The organism is uncultured Hymenobacter sp., assembly GCF_964243305.1.
Taxonomy (GTDB): Bacteria; Bacteroidota; Bacteroidia; order Cytophagales; family Hymenobacteraceae; genus Hymenobacter.
In genome coordinates this window covers 85,331-101,198 of record NZ_CAXTEF010000004.1, presented here as the reverse complement: position 1 = coordinate 101,198, position 15,868 = coordinate 85,331, and the positions used below count along the sequence as shown (strand labels likewise).

At 62.1% G+C, this 15,868-nt stretch carries 10 protein-coding genes; 6 read left to right on the top strand and 4 right to left on the bottom strand.

From position 1 onward, the window contains the following. The first annotated feature begins 68 nt into the window (after nt 1-68). The 6 genes from ACFE70_RS04260 to ACFE70_RS04235 all read left to right on the top strand — a co-directional run bounded on the left by ACFE70_RS04260 (nt 69) and on the right by ACFE70_RS04235 (nt 5,864). On the top strand, nt 69-1,340 hold the full coding sequence (locus ACFE70_RS04260) for a putative DNA modification/repair radical SAM protein (RefSeq protein WP_375416479.1): 1,272 nt from the start codon (nt 69-71) through the stop codon (nt 1,338-1,340). Between the two features lie 176 nt (nt 1,341-1,516). Then, nucleotides 1,517-1,735, top strand: coding sequence for a hypothetical protein (locus tag ACFE70_RS04255; protein ID WP_375416478.1), 219 nt, complete (start codon nt 1,517-1,519; stop codon nt 1,733-1,735). 202 nt (nt 1,736-1,937) lie between these two features. Then, entirely contained in the window at nt 1,938-3,224 is a 1,287-nt protein-coding gene (locus ACFE70_RS04250; protein WP_375416477.1) for an acyltransferase family protein, read from the top strand. Nucleotides 3,225-3,275: 51 nt separating this feature from the next. Continuing rightward, nucleotides 3,276-4,130: an alpha/beta fold hydrolase gene (locus tag ACFE70_RS04245; RefSeq protein ID WP_375416476.1), complete on the top strand. Its 855-nt coding sequence runs from the start codon at nt 3,276-3,278 to the stop codon at nt 4,128-4,130. A gap of 149 nt (nt 4,131-4,279) precedes the next feature. Beyond that, the gene (locus ACFE70_RS04240; protein WP_375416475.1) at nt 4,280-5,233 is read left to right on the top strand and encodes a TIGR03915 family putative DNA repair protein; all 954 of its coding nucleotides are present in this window, start codon (nt 4,280-4,282) and stop codon (nt 5,231-5,233) included. A gap of 106 nt (nt 5,234-5,339) precedes the next feature. Then, nucleotides 5,340-5,864 (top strand): GreA/GreB family elongation factor, encoded by a 525-nt coding sequence (locus ACFE70_RS04235; RefSeq protein WP_375416474.1) that lies wholly within the window; start codon nt 5,340-5,342, stop codon nt 5,862-5,864. Nucleotides 5,865-5,953: 89 nt separating this feature from the next. On the opposite strand, the gene pbpC is transcribed toward ACFE70_RS04235, so the two are convergent. The 4 genes from pbpC to ACFE70_RS04215 all read right to left on the bottom strand — a co-directional run bounded on the left by pbpC (nt 5,954) and on the right by ACFE70_RS04215 (nt 15,696). Next, on the bottom strand, nt 5,954-8,344 hold the full coding sequence (gene pbpC / locus ACFE70_RS04230) for a penicillin-binding protein 1C (protein ID WP_375416473.1): 2,391 nt from the start codon (nt 8,342-8,344) through the stop codon (nt 5,954-5,956). Between the two features lie 61 nt (nt 8,345-8,405). Continuing rightward, nucleotides 8,406-9,281: a hypothetical protein gene (locus tag ACFE70_RS04225; protein WP_375416472.1), complete on the bottom strand. Its 876-nt coding sequence runs from the start codon at nt 9,279-9,281 to the stop codon at nt 8,406-8,408. Between the two features lie 164 nt (nt 9,282-9,445). Then, the gene (locus tag ACFE70_RS04220; protein WP_375416471.1) at nt 9,446-10,042 is read right to left on the bottom strand and encodes a transposase; all 597 of its coding nucleotides are present in this window, start codon (nt 10,040-10,042) and stop codon (nt 9,446-9,448) included. Between the two features lie 80 nt (nt 10,043-10,122). After that, nucleotides 10,123-15,696, bottom strand: coding sequence for an alpha-2-macroglobulin (locus ACFE70_RS04215; protein WP_375416470.1), 5,574 nt, complete (start codon nt 15,694-15,696; stop codon nt 10,123-10,125). Nucleotides 15,697-15,868: the final 172 nt, after the last annotated feature.

Below are 15,868 nucleotides of genomic sequence, written 5' to 3'. Positions count from 1 at the left end.
TAGCTTAAAGCATACCGCCATTTCGGCAACAATTTCCTACATTTAGGCCCGATAAGAACCTGCCCCGGATGAACGAGCGAATTCAGGAGAAACTAAGCATTTTAGCCGACGCCGCCAAGTACGATGTTTCGTGCAGCAGCAGCGGCGGCAAGCGCAAAAACGAGAACAAAGGCCTGGGTAACGCCGAGGGTATGGGCATCTGCCACTCCTACACCGAGGACGGCCGTTGCGTGAGTTTGCTCAAGATTCTGCTCACCAACCACTGCATCTTCGACTGCGCCTACTGCGTCTCGCGCCGCTCCAACGACGTGAAGCGCGCCGCCTTCACCGTGGATGAAGTGGTGGATTTGACCATTAACTTCTACCGCCGCAACTACATCGAAGGGCTGTTCCTGAGTTCCGGCATCTTCTCCTCGCCTGACTATACGATGGAGCGCCTCGTGCGCATCATCAAAAAGCTGCGCACCGAGCATCAGTTCAATGGCTACATCCACGTCAAGACCATCCCCGGCGCCTCGCCGGAGCTGATTCACGAGGCCGGCCTCTACGCCGACCGCCTGAGCGTCAACATCGAGCTGCCCTCGGAGCTGAGCCTCACCACGCTCGCGCCGGAGAAGAACTACCAGGAAATCCTGACGCCGATGGGCCAGATTCGGGACAACATCCAGCAGAATAAGGACGAGAAAGCCTTGTTCAAGAAGGTGCCCGCCTTCGCCACCGCCGGGCAGAGTACCCAGCTCATCGTCGGCGCCAGCGCCGAGACCGACCACGACATCATCAAGCTGACCGATTCGCTCTACAAAGGCTACGGCCTCAAGCGCGTGTACTACTCCGGCTACATCCCCGTCACCGATGATGCGCGCCTGCCGCAGCTCACCCAGCCGCCCGTCATCCGCGAGCACCGGCTCTACCAGACCGACTGGCTCATGCGCTTCTACGGCTTCGACGCCGACGAAATCCTGGACCCTACGCACCCGCACCTCGACCTTGAAATTGACCCCAAGCTGGCCTGGGCCCTGCGCAACCGCCACATTTTCCCAGTCGATGTGAATACGGCGGATTACGAGATGATTCTGCGCATCCCCGGCGTGGGCGCCCGCTCGGCCAAGCGCATCGTGGCCGCCCGCCGCTTCGCCAGCCTCACGACTGAGCACCTGCACAAGTTTGGCGTGGTGCTCAAGCGGGCCAAGTATTTTCTCACTTGCCGCGGCCAGAACGATGCCGCCGTGCAACGCGATTTCGACGAGCAGACCGTGCGGCGGCAGATTCTGTTCGGTTCCGGCTCGGTGCGCTCGGCGCTGGTCACGCAGCAGCTCGATTTGTTTGCCCAGGCCAGTTAGAACACCTTAGAAAAGAACGTCATGCAGAGCACAGCGAAGCATCTCGCTCGGGGTAGTAATCTAATCGTCTGGTTCCGCTGATTAGTGCCGCGAGCGAGATGCATCGTCCCTGGCTTGATGCGCCACATGCTCTGCATGACCGCCTTTCTTGCTCGTCAACTCCAATCCCTACCCCCATGAATATCTCCTACCGCGCTGCTGTCGCGTCAGCCGCCCCCGAAACCGCCGAACTCACCCTGGCCCAGGAACCCAGGCCCCACCTGCTGCACCAGGCCGGCAAAGTGGCCCGGCTCTCCTGCTGCTGCCGGCTGAGCGAGTTGCTGCCGCTCGTGCGCCAGCTCCACGATGAGGCGCGGGCGCTGAACTCGGCGGCCGCGCCGGCGCAGGCGGCGTAGGTGCCCACCTAATTTTCTGGACGGCAGCCCGAAGTCAATGACTGAGTACAAGACCTGGGCTTGGGTGGCTGCCAAACCAGTTGCCTGAATCTGGGACTTCCGATACAGGGTGAAGCAGGAGTTCAACTACTGAGCTTCCGTCCTCTGACTCGTTGTAGCTTGCGGGAAGAGAGTCCAACCTCGTCTCTCCTCCGCACTACCTATGCAAGACCAGCCGATAGCAGCCCCCCCGAAAATAGAGTATGACCTGGAGGCGTTGCGAGGGTTCGCGGCCCTGGTAGTGGTGGTTTCGCACGTTATCAGCTACGGTAAATTTCTGGACCCCAACTATTTCCCCGGTAAGCTGACGGCGCTCTACGACGGGGGACATCTGATGGTGCTGGTCTTTTTCGTGCTGTCCGGGTTTGTTATTGCCATCAGTACCAAACAACGCCTCACCTCCTCCACTACCGGCCAGTACGTCAAAAAGCGGTTTACTCGAATTTATCCCATTTACGTTCTGAGCCTGGTCGCCGCCCTGCTGGTAAGCGCGGCCGCTCATTCTTTTTTTACGATCCTAAGCAACCTCACCTTTATAGACGTCTTTCTCTCCAATGTGCTATTAGACAACGGCCCCATCTGGTCGCTGCACTATGAGGTTTTATTCTACGCGGCATTTATTCCCCTTTCCTATCTTAGCCTGAACGCTGTAAGAGTTGGCGTTTTAGCGGTGGTCATCGGCACTGCCAACTATTTCTACGCGGCGCATTTCCACACGCCATCCCTTACGTCCTACTGTTTTGGCTTCGCATTTTGGCTGTCGGGCGTGGTAGTAGCCCGGCACTTCGCGCAGAAGGAGACCCGGCCGGTAAGCCGCCGGGAGCTGTTGAGCTATTTATTTCTGCTGCTCACAATTCCTTATTTCAATTGCTTTGCCCTGGCTTTTGAACGCCTGTCAACTCATCATTACGGGTACGTAATCGGCTTTCCCTACGATGGGGACATTAGCCACTGGTTTAAGATAGCGTTTACGTTCGCGGATTTCTCCTACTGGCCGTACTGCTTTGTCGGCGTTATTCTGTTTATAAACAATAAGCTCCGCTACAAAAGACAGGTAGTCTTGCTGCTGCAAGCACTGCCTTTGCTTGCCATCTGCTACACCGTTCAGCAGCGGTCCGACATCATCAGGCTGATTGCGCCGCTGGCGTGCTACGGCATCAGCTGGCTGCTACGCCTTCCTGTTAAAGTGCTCGAGGCCGTGTCCGCCTACGGCGTGCGGTTTTTGACTTGGGTAGGCAGTATTTCATATGCGCTTTACGTGTTTCACATACCTGTGCTGCTGCTTTTCAACCGAATCACCTTTTTCTCGGGCTCTTTAGCGTCGTTTGGAATTCGGGTCGTGCTTTATTTTGGGTTCACTACCCTGGTGGCCTATCTCCTGGAGGACAAGTTGCAGCCGCTGGTTCGCGCTTTCTTATTCCGCAGCAAGCCCGCGCTGCAAAGCGCCTAATAATCAGCCGGTAATAGGCAACCCGCCCGGCCCGGCGCCGGTACTGCCCTCATGCCCTACCCCCTCGAACATCACCAGGTGCCGACCAACGGCCTCACGCTGCACGTGGTGCAGTGCGGCCCGCCGGCCGGGCCGCTGGTTATCCTGCTTCATGGCTTCCCCGAGTTCTGGTTTGGCTGGCGCCGGCAGATTGAGGCGCTGGCCGAAGCTGGCTACCGCGTCTGGGCGCCCGACCAGCGCGGCTACAACCTGAGCGACAAGCCGCGCCGCGTGCGCGACTACACCATCGACAAGCTCGCCGCCGACATTGTGGGCCTGATTAACGCCGCTGGCCGCGAGACGGCCGCCATCGTCGGCCACGACTGGGGCGCGGCCGTGGCCTGGCACCTGGCCGCTAACCATCCTGACCGCATCAGCCGCACCGTGGTGCTGAACGTGCCGCATCCGCGCGTGCTGGGCCGGGCGCTGCGCCAAAACCGGCGGCAGCTGCGCAAAAGCTGGTACGTGTTTTTCTTTCAGCTACCCTTGCTGCCCGAGTTCTTTATTCGGCTGCGCAATTACTGGCTTGGCCGCCAAAGCCTGCGCCGCACGAGCCGGCCCGGCACGTTCTCGAATGCTGATTTGGTCGAGTATGTGCAGGCCTGGCGGCAGCCCGGTGCGCTGCGCGGCATGATAAACTGGTACCGCGCCGCCGCCCGCCACGCTCGGCGCCTGGCTGGCACGGGCCGGGTGACGGGGCCGCTGCACATTATCTGGGGCGAGAAAGACGCGTTTCTGGAGGCAGATTTGGCCCGGCAAAGTCTGGAGTTTTGCGATGATGGGCAGCTGACGTACCTCAAAGCCAGCCATTGGGTGCAGCACGAGGAAGCGGCCGAAGTGAATAGGTTGCTGCTGGCGTTTTTGTAGGGGCGGGGCTTAGCTGCGCTGTCCTCCGGTTGTCCCCGCCCGACACTTGCGCCGTCAGATTATCAGCGTTAGGTTACTTATTTAACGATTTTGTTCCCGCGCCGGGCGGGGACAACCGAAGGACAGCGCAGCTAAGCCCCGCCCCCTACATGGCCAAACTTCCCTCCCGCCGCCCGGCGTCTGCCCCCCAACTCCCTACCCCCCCCTCGGGCCCCAAGGCCCCGCCGCTCACGGCCGCGCCGCTCGACTACACCTACGACGGCACCTTTGAGGGCCTGCTGACGGTGCTCTTTGCCATTTATGAGCGCAAGGCGGCGCCTAATTCCATTCAGCCGGAAGGGCAGGCGCAGGGCGGACTGTTCGCGGCGCCCGTGTTTATTGAAACCCACGAGGCCACGGCCAGCCGCGTGTGGGAAGGCCTGCTCAAGTACCTGGATAAAGACGCCCGCACGCGCCTGTTTCACGTATTTCTGAGCGAAGCCGAGGACCGCGAGCTGCTGATTTTCCGCTACGCCGATTTGGCCCTGCGCACTGCCCAGGACATCAGCGAGAACTACGCCGACGACAACGTGCGCCGGGTGCAGCGCCTGGCCCAGCAGATGTACCGCGAAAAGCACCGTATGGAAGCCTTCGTGCGCTTCGAGAAAACCAGCGACGACCTGTTTCACGCCACCATCGACCCTGATTTCGACGTGCTGCCGCTCATCGCCGAGCACTTCACCAAGCGCTACGCCGACCAGCGCTGGCTCATCTTTGATAAGCGCCGCCGCTACGGCTTATACTATGACCTGACCCGCACCGACGTGGTGCAGTTCGAGGCCGTTGGCGCAGCGCGGCTGAAAAGCACCACCGTCTCGGCCACCGTGCTCGATGAGCGCGAGCCCTTGTTCAAGCTGCTCTGGCAGTCGTATTTCGACCACGTCAACATCCCCGAGCGCCGCAACCTCAAGCTGCACCGCCGCCACATGCCGCTGCGCTACTGGAAATATCTGAGCGAAAAGCAGCCCCGCGAAATGCGGTTCGAGCCGATTAAGAACAAGGCTCAGATTGAGGGCAAGGAAATCAGCGCCGGCCTGCGGCGGCCCCGCAAAGAGCTGGAATAAAGCCCCTACAAATCAGCCTGAGTCAGTCGACCGGCGAAAGGGTTTGCTAAATGTCGCGCTGCCAGAAATCTGCGCTATCCATCCCATCTGCACCATCTGCGACACTATGAGCCGAGGATTCACCAAAGAAGACGACGCGCAGACGCCGCCCCTGATTCCGCCGCGGGCGGCCCTACCCCCCGGCCAGCCCAACTACGTCACGCCCGCCGGCCTGGCCCAGCTGCGCGCCGAGCTAACCCAACTTGAAGCCGAGCGCGCCGCCGCCGAAGCCAACCGCGACAACGACACCGACCGCAGCCACCAGCTCTCGCTCTATAATGGCCGGCTGGCCCTGCTCCAAGAGCGTCTCGGCAGCGCCCGCCTCGTCGAGCCGCCCCAGTCGCCCCCGGCCGAGGTACGCTTCGGCGCGACGGTCGCGGTGCGCACCGTGCGCGGCGGCAAGGTGGGGTTTGAGCGCAAATTCACGATTGTGGGCGTCGACGAAGCGTCGGTGGCGGCGGGCAAAGTAGCCTTTGTGGCGCCCATTGCGCGGGCCGTGCAGGGCGCCCGGCTGGGCCAGCAAGTGCTGCTGAAGCTGGGTCCGCAGGAAGAAGTAGTAGAGATTGTGGGCCTGAGCTACGACGCGGAATAGCCGCTGGCGCAGCCCGGCGGCTTGGCACCGACGAGGGGGTAGGAAATCTGCGCCACCTTCCGACGCATTCGGGCACTACAGAGCCCGCGCTATAGCTGCTGCACCAGCACCCGCACATCCACGTTGCGGCCGTGGTCGTCGGCACAGCTGATTTTCAGCTGCCCGGCCGGGGGCCGGAAAAACACCCGCTCCGTAGCCGCTGCCGCTCGCAGAAACCGGTCGTTCACGTACCAGTACACCTGGCGCACGCTGTTATCCGTTGCGCAGCTGAGCAGCAGCTGTTGCTTTTCGCCGCGGGTGAGCACATACTCGGTGCCGGCCTGCGGCGAGGTGATGCTGAGCGGCGCGGCGGCTCCGTTCTCTGCATCGGCGCGCACCAGTCGGCAATCAGGATTATGAGGGGGTAGGCGGCGGGCCGGCCGTCCTTCCGCTTCGCGGAAGGCCAGCACTTCAGGCCTGAAATTCGCAAAAAGCTCCTGCCGAAAGCCGGCGGCCGGCACGCAGGCGCGGCAGTAGCTCATCAGCCCATCGGCCGAAACCAGCACCGGCCGCTGGTGCTGGCAGTGCGCGGCGCTGCTCACGCCGGGCAAGTAATAGTCGAGCAGCTGGTTGGGGCAAAACTCGCCCGGCACCAGCCCCGTTTCGGCGCACACGAGCCGGAAATCCAGCGTGGCCGGCGGCGCAAACCAGTTATTGGGCGAGTTGTAAGCCAGCGAGTTAAATAGCTCAAAGAGCAGGGGCGAGGCCACGTCGGCGCCGGTCAGGGCCGGGCTGCCCTGGCCCGAGAAATTCCCGACCCACACCCCGATGGTGTAGTCGCGGTTATAGCCCAAGCTCCAGGCGTCGCGGCGGCCGTAGGAGGTGCCGGTTTTCCAGGCGATTTTGGGCAAATGGCGGCTGCCCTGGTAGGCGGCCGGGAGGTCGGGCCGCTGGGGCTGGGCCAGGATGTCGGTGAGTAGGAAGGCGGCGGCGGGGCTTATTAATGAAGAATTGGGAATGAAGAATGAAGAATTTTCAACTGGTGCGGCCAGCGCGCCTCGGTTCTTTACTGCTGATTTTTCGGTCTTCATTCCTAGTTCTTCATTCAAAAACCGAAGGTTTCGCCACCGGCCCCCATCCGCCAGGGCCGCGTACAGCCCCGTCAGCTCTTCCAGCGTGGCGCCGCAGCCGCCGAGCACCGTGCTCAGCCCCAGCCGCGGCCCGCTGCGCGCCACGCTGCGGAAGCCCGTCGCGCGCAGCTTGGCGGTGAAAGCGGGCACGCCGACTTCCGCGAGCACCCGCACGGCCGGGATGTTGAGCGAATAAGTCAGGGCCCGCTCCAGGGTCACTTCGCCGCTGTAGTGGCGGTCGAAGTTCTCGGGCCGGAAGCCCTGGAAGTTGCTGGGCACGTCCGGGATTTTGAGCTTGGGCGTCACCAGGCCGCGGTCGAAAGCCAACCCGTAGAGCAGCGGCTTGAGCGTGGAGCCGGGCGAGCGCACGGCCCGCACGCCATCGACCTGCCCCAGGCTGGCGGCGTCGGCAAAGTCGGCCGAACCGACGTAGGCTTCCACAGCGCGGGTGCGGTTGTTGAGCACCAGCACGGCTGCCTGCGTGATGCCCAGCTCGTGCAGGCGGCGCACGTAGTTCCAGGTCAGGCTTTCGGCCTTGGCCTGCTGGTTTTTGAGCAAGGTCGAATGAATAATGGCCTGACCCGGAAACTGCGACACCAGCCGGCGCGCCAGGTGCGGCGCCAGGGCCGGCGCGGCGTGCCGCGCGGCATCGAGCGGCTCGTTTAGCGCGTCTTCAATGACCTGATTAGGAAACAGCTTTTGCTGCTGAAAATAGCGCAGCCAGCGGTTGCGCTCCGCCAGAATCTCGGCGTTATTTCGCCCCAAAACCAGCGTGCGCGGCCGGTTCGGAATCACGGCCAAGGTCACGGTTTGGGCCAGGGATAAGTAATCCGGCGGCTGCTGGAAATACAGCAGCGCCGCCGACTTCACGCCCTCCACGTTACCGCCATAGGGCACCAGATTCAGGTAGAGCTGCAAAATCTCCGCTTTGCTCAAATGCGCCTCCAGCTGCACGGCGCGCAGCATTTCCTTGCATTTGTTTCCTAACGTGCGCTCTTTGGGTTGCAGCAGCCGCGCTACTTGCATCGTGATGGTGCTGGCGCCGGTCGTCCTACCCCCCCTGCCAAACAGATTGCGCCCGGCGGCCTGCACGATGGCCAGCGGATTGACCCCGAAGTGATACTCAAAATAGCGGTCTTCCTTGGCGATGATGGCCGCCCGCAGCGCCGGCGTAACTTCCGCTAATTCCGTTTTCATCCGCCACTTCTGCGTCGGATTTAAGTAAGCGTGAAGAATGCTGCCGTCGGCCGCGAGCACGATGGGCGAATAAAGGGGGGTAGGCGGCAGCGGAAACCAGCGGTCGAGCAGCCCGGCCAGCGCCAGCAGCGCGCCGAAACCGAGCAGCAGACGTTGCCAGACGCGGCGTTTCATCCTTAAAAATACCAAGCCCGGCTTGGGAAGCTGGCCGGCGGAAGGGGGGTAGGAAATAAAGTTACTCCGTGCCCGCATAAACAACTTCCCGCGCCGGGAACAATTTGCCGACCAGTTTTTGCACGCGAAGCAAGGTGTTCTTTTCCAGTCTTTTCACCGGCGTCGCGCCAAAATTGAAATCAGCCAGCGCCGCCAGCTCCTCGGCCACGCCGCGGCCCCGCAAATGCGACTCGATGAAGAACCCGCCGATGTGCTCCTGCCACTGCTCCTTGGTGCTCCAATAGTGGCCGATGTAGGGCCGGGCGGTGTGCAACGGCTGCTTCTCGGCCAGGGCCACGGCCAGCGCGAACTGCTCAATCAGGCGCGGCGTGACCTGCGCCCGGCACAACTCATCGCAGATTTGCAGGGCCAGGGCGATGGTCGACAAAGCATTTCGGGCAGGCACCGCGACGACTCCGGCATTCCACATCTCATGCGTTTGCTTTATGGAAACGCCGCCAAACGTCTGCCCTTTGGTTTGCTGCCACATCAGCCGCTCGGTTTTGCTGCGCAGGGCCGCTAATGCGCCTTCCGGCTCGTGCATCAGCGCCTCGCCCCGGCCGAGCGCGGCGCTCAACTCTGCCAGCGAGCCGTGCAGAAACGTGTCCGAATCCAGGTACATGAGCGCCGTGTTCGGCTGCTGCCGCGCCAGGTATTCAAGGGCCTTTATCTTGATGCGCCAGAAGAAATTAAACTCGCCTTTCCACTCCTCAAGCGTCGCTTCCGAGACGGGTACGACGGTGATATGGCCGCTTAAATGCCGGTAAAAATCAGGCGCATCCGTCAGGATGGTGATGCCGGTCAGCGCCGCGCTTTGCCGCAAAAACGTGAGCATCGAAAACGCGGCTTGCGCGTGATTCTTGGAGTTGGGGCCGAAGACCAGGTAGAGCAGGTGCATACTGAGTATTAAATGGCGTCAGGCGGCGTAGAGACACAATATTTTGTGTCTCGTCGTTGAACAGTCTGCACTGCGCCATTCCAATGTCATCGTTCAACGACGAGACACAAGATATTGTGTCTCTACCCGTCTCGCGTCAGATTGACAAACACATTTTAGCTATTTTACCGGAAAATACTCAACTCATTTTGCTTGTCTGATTCCCAGCGGTTGGGATTGGATTGAATATAGGCTCGACTCTTTTCGAGTTCGATTTCATTGCGAATAACCCGGTCGTAATAGCCAGCCTGCCACTCAAACGGCAACTTGTTTTGAGTGGCCCAACCTTTCACGCCGACTTTAAAGCCCCGCACTATGGAAGCCAGATTATTCGACTGCGGGCCGAAATGCGGAGCAGCCTGTTCGGCGTAGTCGGCGGGTCGATTTATAATTAGAATGCCGTGCATATGGTCTGGCATCACCACAAACGCATCGGCTTCAACAAACGGGAAATGCTGAGGTATCTGCTGCCAGCATTCCCAGGCCCGCGCCGCCAGCTGCGTGCCGGCCAGCCAGGCGTCGGCCCTGGTGGTAGCTGGTTGAATTTCGCCAAAATAAGGCTGCCGGTTTTTGGTACAGATAGTAATGAAATAGCTGCCACCCTGGCTATAATCATACCCCGCCCGGCGCGCTGAATTAATGCGGTATTGCTCCCGAAATAAACCGTTGGTGTCTTCCATAGGGGGTAGAGACACAACATTTTGTGTCTCGTCGTTGAACATTAAGTTTGAACAATAAAGAAGGCGCGATACAAATCGTTGAAGGCGAGTCGTTCAACGATGAGACACAAAATATTGTGTCTCTACCGCACACGCACCGTGCCGGCCCCATTGTAGGAATGGTACGCCGCGTTGTACATCGCGTCGGCGCTCATCGGACCGAGCTTGAACGTGCCTTTGCTCACGGCGCGGGCCAGGTAATAGAACACCTTGGGCGTGCCCGTGGCCGTGGTGAAGAAGTTGATGCGGTCGTCGCGCACGTCGAGGTAGTCGGGCTGGGCGGCGTCTTTAGCCCAGCTCAGCTCGCGCACGGCGCCGAGGCGCGGGTTTTCAATTTCGAGGCCGGCGGGCAGCAAATCGGTGATGGCCACGTTCTTCACGGTGCCGGCCGCGTCGGCGGCTGCGAGGGTGATTTTAACGACGACCAAATCGTTCTGCTGGAAGCTGGGCGCGCCGATGGGTTGGCCGTCGCGGGTCAGGAACTGGCGGCGCACGCGCAGGTAGGCGTCCTCCTCGCGCACCTGCCCGGCGGCGCTGATGCCCTCGGCTTCCCAATAGTAGTAGAGCCGGCCGGTGCCGGCCGTGCGCAAGCTCAGGGCGCGGTTGGCCACGTTGTTCACCGTCAGGTCTTTGCCCGTAAACTGGCCCGCCGCCTTACCATTGACCAGCAGGCGGGCCGTGGCGGTGCTGCCGGCGTTTTTGCGCGCGATTTTGCCCAGCGCCAGCAGCGCAAAGGCCCGTTCCTGGGTGTTCCAGTAGCCGCCGCCGCGCAGCTGCCGGCTGAGCTGGGTGGCCAGCGGGCTGATTTGCGGGTTGGTCGGGTCGGTTTCGAGCAGCGCGTTGAGCACGAGCGCTTGGTCGCGCATGGGCGAGTAAAATGAGCCATCGAGGGCGCGGCCGGCGGCCGTCTCCCCGCCGAAACGGGGGGGTAGGAGCTGGCGGAATTCGCGCTGGTTGCCGGTCAGGGCCTGGGTGCAGGCCAGCAGGAAGCGCGAATCCTGGGCCAGCAGCGGCCGGTTGGCGCGGTAGTAGTTCACGGCCACGGGGTCTTGGCGGCCGGCCAGGGCTAGCACGTAGAGCGAGTAGGCGATTTCCTTTTTGGCGATGGTGCGCTCCCGCGCCAGGTTGTTGGCGTCGACGTACTGATAGGGCTCGGTTTCGCGCTTTTTGAGGCGGAATTGCAGGTATTTCAGCACCTTGTCGAGCACGGTTTTATTGACCGCGAAGCCGGCGCGCTGAGCTTCTTGCAGGAAGTGAGCGGCGTAGGCCGTGGCCCACCAGTTGTCGTAGTCGCCGCCGGGCCAGTAGCTCAACGAGCCGTTGTAGAGCTGCTGGGCCTCGATTTTGCGGATGGCCTGCTGCACGTTGTAGTTGGGGTTGTAGCGCTGCGCCTTGGGGCCGGCACCGTTTTTCTGCTGGAGCGTGGCGGCCAAATCAGCGTAGTAGAGCTGCGGAAACGCGGCCGACACGGTTTGCTCCAGGCAGCCGTAGGGGTATTGCAGCAGGTAGCTCAAATCCTGGGCAAACGCCGTGAGCGGCGAGCGGCTCAACACTAGCCGGCTGCGCTGACCGAAGGGCAGGAAGTCGTTTTTCAGGTTGAGCGTGGCGGGCTGCCCGGCGGCTATCTCGCCGCTGCCGGTGCGCTTTTCCAACGGCGCCGCGGGGCGGATGGGGAGTTCAATGGTTTCAGTGAAGGTTTCCTTAGTTCTTGCTCCAGTTGTAATTGTATAGGCTTCGGCAACAATACGCACCTTGGCTGTCCCAATACTTTGTTTTGCGACCACACGAAATACAACTCTTTCTTCAGCATTAGGTAGAACTGGAATGGCCTTACTCATTGGTCCTATAATCTTTCGCATTGGGATGCCATCAACGCCACCCTCATAGCTCTCGTCAACGGCTTGAAGTGGGCCAGTCAACTCATCAGTAATAGCAATTGCTAGCTTGGTTTTTGTCGTGTTCGTCAGCGTCACCGGCACGTCTATCGTGTCGCCTGGGCTCAAGAATCGGGGTAGGGCCGTAGAAATCACCACCGGGTCAGCCACCTTCATTTGCTGCTCGGCGTTGCCGAACGCGTCGCCCTGGTAGGCCACGGCCATCACTCGTAGCGCCCCGCTGAACTGCGGCACGCGCAGGCGGTAGCGCACTTTGCCGGCGCCATCGGCCGTGAGCACGCCGCTCCAATTGGCCACCAGGCGCACGCGGCGGCTGGGCACGGGCGTGGTGCGGCGGCGCAGGTCGGCCGCGTCGCCGCCGCTGCTGCTCGTGCCGAGTTCAGGCAGCAGGAAGGGGTACACGTCGTAGGCGTTGACTTCCAGGGCGCGCTTCTGGTAGAAGTAGCCGTGCGGGTCGGGCGTGCGGAAATCCTTGCGCTGCAAAATGCCCTCGTCCACCACTGCCAGCGTGACTTGCGCGCCGGGCTTGGTCGTCACTTCCACGGTCTGGAAGGTCTGGGAGCGGCTTTGCGTGGGCGCCGCGATGGTCACGGGCAGGCGCGAATCGGGCTTTTCCACGCTCAGCGGCACGAAGCCGCGGGCCACGTTCAGCGGTACGGCCGCCGCGCCCGGTCCCCGCGCCCGGATGGCCGTGGCCGTCACGTACACGTTCGGCACGTGCCCGGCCTTGATATCGACCTTAACCTGCGCCGATTTCTCGTCGGTGTTCACGTAGAAGTGTTCCAGCACCCGGTCCCGCTCCACGGTCACGAGCACGCGGCCCGCAAACGGCGTTCTCAGCAGCAGGTTGGCCGTCTCGCCCGGCTGGTATTTGGCCTTGTCGGCCTCAATGCTCACCTCGCCTTCGGTGCTGACCTCGAAGGCGTTGGCCTGCGTGTCGCCGTAGCCGTAGGCGTAGAACGACTCCGCCACGTAGGCCGCCGCGCCCGGCCGGCTCACCCGCACCTCGTACTCGCCCGAGGCCAGCGGCGTAAACCGAAACTCGCTCGCATTCCCTACCCCCATGCGCTGAGTCAATATCGTTTGTTCGCGCCGCTGCGAGTTATACACGTAGCGCCCGCCCTGGCGCTCCAACACGGTTTCCCAGAGCCGGCGCACCACGCGCACCTGGGCTGGCGCCGTGGTCGGCGCGCCTTTCGGCGTCAGGGCCAGCAGCCGCACGGTCAGCGGCTGGCGGGTGCTCACCAAATCGGGCAGCTTCTGAATACCGAACATCGCCGCCTGGGTTTGCACCTCGAAGGTCGCCAGCCGGTTCACGGGCCGGCCGGTTTCGTCGAATACGGTCACGAAGGCCGCGCCTTCCAGCGTGCCGAGGTCGCGCAGTTCGGGCACCGCGAACGTGGCCGTGCCGCGCCCGGCCGCGTCGGTCACGCCCTCGCGCACGGTTTTCTCGAACCGCTGCGCCGGGCTGCTGGCGGGCGTTTCTTCGCCGGTGTCCTCGTTGCGGCGCGGCCCTTCGCCGCTCTCAATAGTGAAGTTGTAATCCGGGTATTTCTTCGCCGAAAACGCCTTGGGTTTGAGCGAAAACTCGACCTCAAACTTGCGGTCGGCCGCCGGCGGCCCAAACAGATTCACGGCCGAAATCTGCGCCGTGAGCGGCTGGCCGGGCTTCACGGTCGTGGGCGCGGCCGTCACGGTTACTTTCAGCCGGTCGGGGATGAACTCCTCAACGCTGATTTGGCGCGAGGTCAGCAGCACGTCGTTGCCGGTGAGCACTTCCAGCGTGTAGGCGCCGGTCATCACAGTTTGCGGCAGGATAAAACGCGTCGCGAACGAGCCGGCTTTGCTCAGACTCTGGCGCAAGCTGCTGTATTCCTGGCCCGTGGGCAGCAGCAGCCGGATTTTGAGGGGTAGGCCGGCGGGCGGGGTTTGCCAGTCATCGGCGTTGCGGATGATGGTGTTGGTTTGAATCGTGTCGCCGGGGCGGTACAAATCCCGGTCGCCGTAGCTGAACGCCTGGTAGTGCGCCGCGTTGTTGGTCAGCCCACCGACCTCGAAGCGTGAGGTCTCGACCCGGCTGCCCTGCAAATTCAGAAACGTGAAATCCGCTTCCCGCACGCCGGTTATCATGCCCAGCCGGAAGCGGCTGGTTTCGGCCGTCGAGTCGAACTGCGCCACGCCGCTGGCGTTCGTGGTCACGCTGCCCATCACCTGATTATTCGTGCTCACGAACTGCACCGCTACCCCGCTCAGCGGCTGGGCGGTCTGGATGGAGTTGGCGAAAACCGTGGTCGTGCCCCGCGCCGACTGCTTCACAATCAGGCCGATATCAGTCACGGCTACCAGCTTGTCCTGCCGCAGCCAGAGCCGCTCGGTGTCCTGCACCCGAATCACGAACAAGCCCTTGCGCGCCCCGCTGAACTCCAGGTCTTTCAAACTCAGATTCAGCAGCCGCAGCCCGCCGGATTTGGGCAGCGCGTCCACTGACATCGTGCGCTCACTCAGCACGTTGCCCAGGCTTTCCACGTCGTAGTAGCGGTAGCTGCGGTCGATGTATTCGCCGTCCTCGCCTTGACTGGGCTCATCGTCATCGTCGCCCGATTCGTAGCCATATTCCGGCTCACCCTTTAGCAGCTGCTGCAAGTTGTTGGCGTAAATCTTCGCCACCGTCACCTTCACTTTCTGAATCTGGTTGATGCGCAGGCCCAGGTTGCGGCTGCCTAGTGCGTCCAGATACAGGGCCTGGTCGCCGCTGGCAAACTCCAGGCTCGGCCGCGTGTCGCCCACCGAAACGCCCTGGCTAAACGCCGATTCCAAAGTGCCGCCGAGCGCGCCGCGCAGCCCGGCCGGCAAGCTCACCTGGTAGGTTTTGCCCACCTCAAAGCCACCTTTCAGGGTGAAGCCACTTTCTTGCGCCTCGGCCGCAAACGCCACCGTGGGCGTGATTTTCACCTGGCGCTGCACCTCATCAGCCGCCACGGGCTGGTTGGTACTTACCGTCACCACGGCCTCGCCGTTGAGCAGCGAGGCGGTTAGCTCGCGCACTTCCAGCGTCTGCGGGTTGGGCACCTCGGCCAGCTGGGAGAGGGGTAGGGAAGTGGGCCGTCCGCCCGCCACGGCGCTTAGGCCGGGCGCGACTTCCACTTGCAGCGGCGCACCCGGCCGCACATCCTGCGCAAACGTGACGGCCAGCAGCTTGTCCGGCTCGGCCGCGCTCAGCTCAAACGCTACCGGCCGCCCGTCCTGGCTGATTTCCAGACGCGGGCGCAAATCGGCGGGCCGCACCGGGTAGTTGAATACGAGGTTGGCTTGCAGCTCGGCCGTGCCCGCCGCCCGCTGCGAGCGGCCGTAGAACACCTGCGGCGCCTCCATGCGCAGAAACGGCGTGTGAAACTTCGTCCGATTGAGCGTCAGCTTTTTGCCACTCGGCAGCGCTTCGGGCCGCAGCGCGGCAGCAAACACGGTGCTGGGCCGGAAGGGCGCGAGCGGCGAAAACGTCAGCTCCCGGTCGCCGGTCCACTTGAATTTGCCCCGCACCGCCGGCGTGAAGCGCACGAGTTGCGTGGTGTCCCAGCGGCCTAGCTGGTCTTCGTTTACTACCCCCTCATCGAAGGTGAAGACCACGTTTTGGTAAGGGTCTATTTCGTCACCATCGGTTGCGGCGGCGGTTTTCGTAGCCTGTTGCTCCGGCGTTTTCTTCGAGCAGGAAAAGGTGAGTAGCAGCGCGGCGAGCAGCAAGCTGGGCCGGAAAAAATGGCGCATATAAGCAGGAGCGTAAGGGCGCCGGAAGGTAGCGAGAATCTTGGTTTTTCTAGATTAAAAACAGGGGTATTTAGCGCCGCCAGGCGGTCCGGTCCGACGGCGCGAGCCGTCCGACCGGTTGTCGTTTGCGCCATCAGGCAGCCGTTGTTCTACTATTCTACTATCGTGACGA

What these genes read in the sequence shown, in the direction of transcription:
- ACFE70_RS04260 (WP_375416479.1), top strand. Translation starts at nt 69, where the DNA reads ATGAACGAGCGAATTCAGGAGAAACTAAGCATTTTAGCCGACGCCGCC.
- ACFE70_RS04255 (WP_375416478.1), top strand. Translation starts at nt 1,517, where the DNA reads ATGAATATCTCCTACCGCGCTGCTGTCGCGTCAGCCGCCCCCGAAACC.
- ACFE70_RS04250 (WP_375416477.1), top strand. Translation starts at nt 1,938, where the DNA reads ATGCAAGACCAGCCGATAGCAGCCCCCCCGAAAATAGAGTATGACCTG.
- ACFE70_RS04245 (WP_375416476.1), top strand. Translation starts at nt 3,276, where the DNA reads ATGCCCTACCCCCTCGAACATCACCAGGTGCCGACCAACGGCCTCACG.
- ACFE70_RS04240 (WP_375416475.1), top strand. Translation starts at nt 4,280, where the DNA reads ATGGCCAAACTTCCCTCCCGCCGCCCGGCGTCTGCCCCCCAACTCCCT.
- ACFE70_RS04235 (WP_375416474.1), top strand. Translation starts at nt 5,340, where the DNA reads ATGAGCCGAGGATTCACCAAAGAAGACGACGCGCAGACGCCGCCCCTG.
- pbpC (WP_375416473.1), bottom strand. Translation starts at nt 8,344, where the DNA reads ATGAAACGCCGCGTCTGGCAACGTCTGCTGCTCGGTTTCGGCGCGCTG.
- ACFE70_RS04225 (WP_375416472.1), bottom strand. Translation starts at nt 9,281, where the DNA reads ATGCACCTGCTCTACCTGGTCTTCGGCCCCAACTCCAAGAATCACGCG.
- ACFE70_RS04220 (WP_375416471.1), bottom strand. Translation starts at nt 10,042, where the DNA reads ATGTTCAACGACGAGACACAAAATGTTGTGTCTCTACCCCCTATGGAA.
- ACFE70_RS04215 (WP_375416470.1), bottom strand. Translation starts at nt 15,696, where the DNA reads ATGCGCCATTTTTTCCGGCCCAGCTTGCTGCTCGCCGCGCTGCTACTC.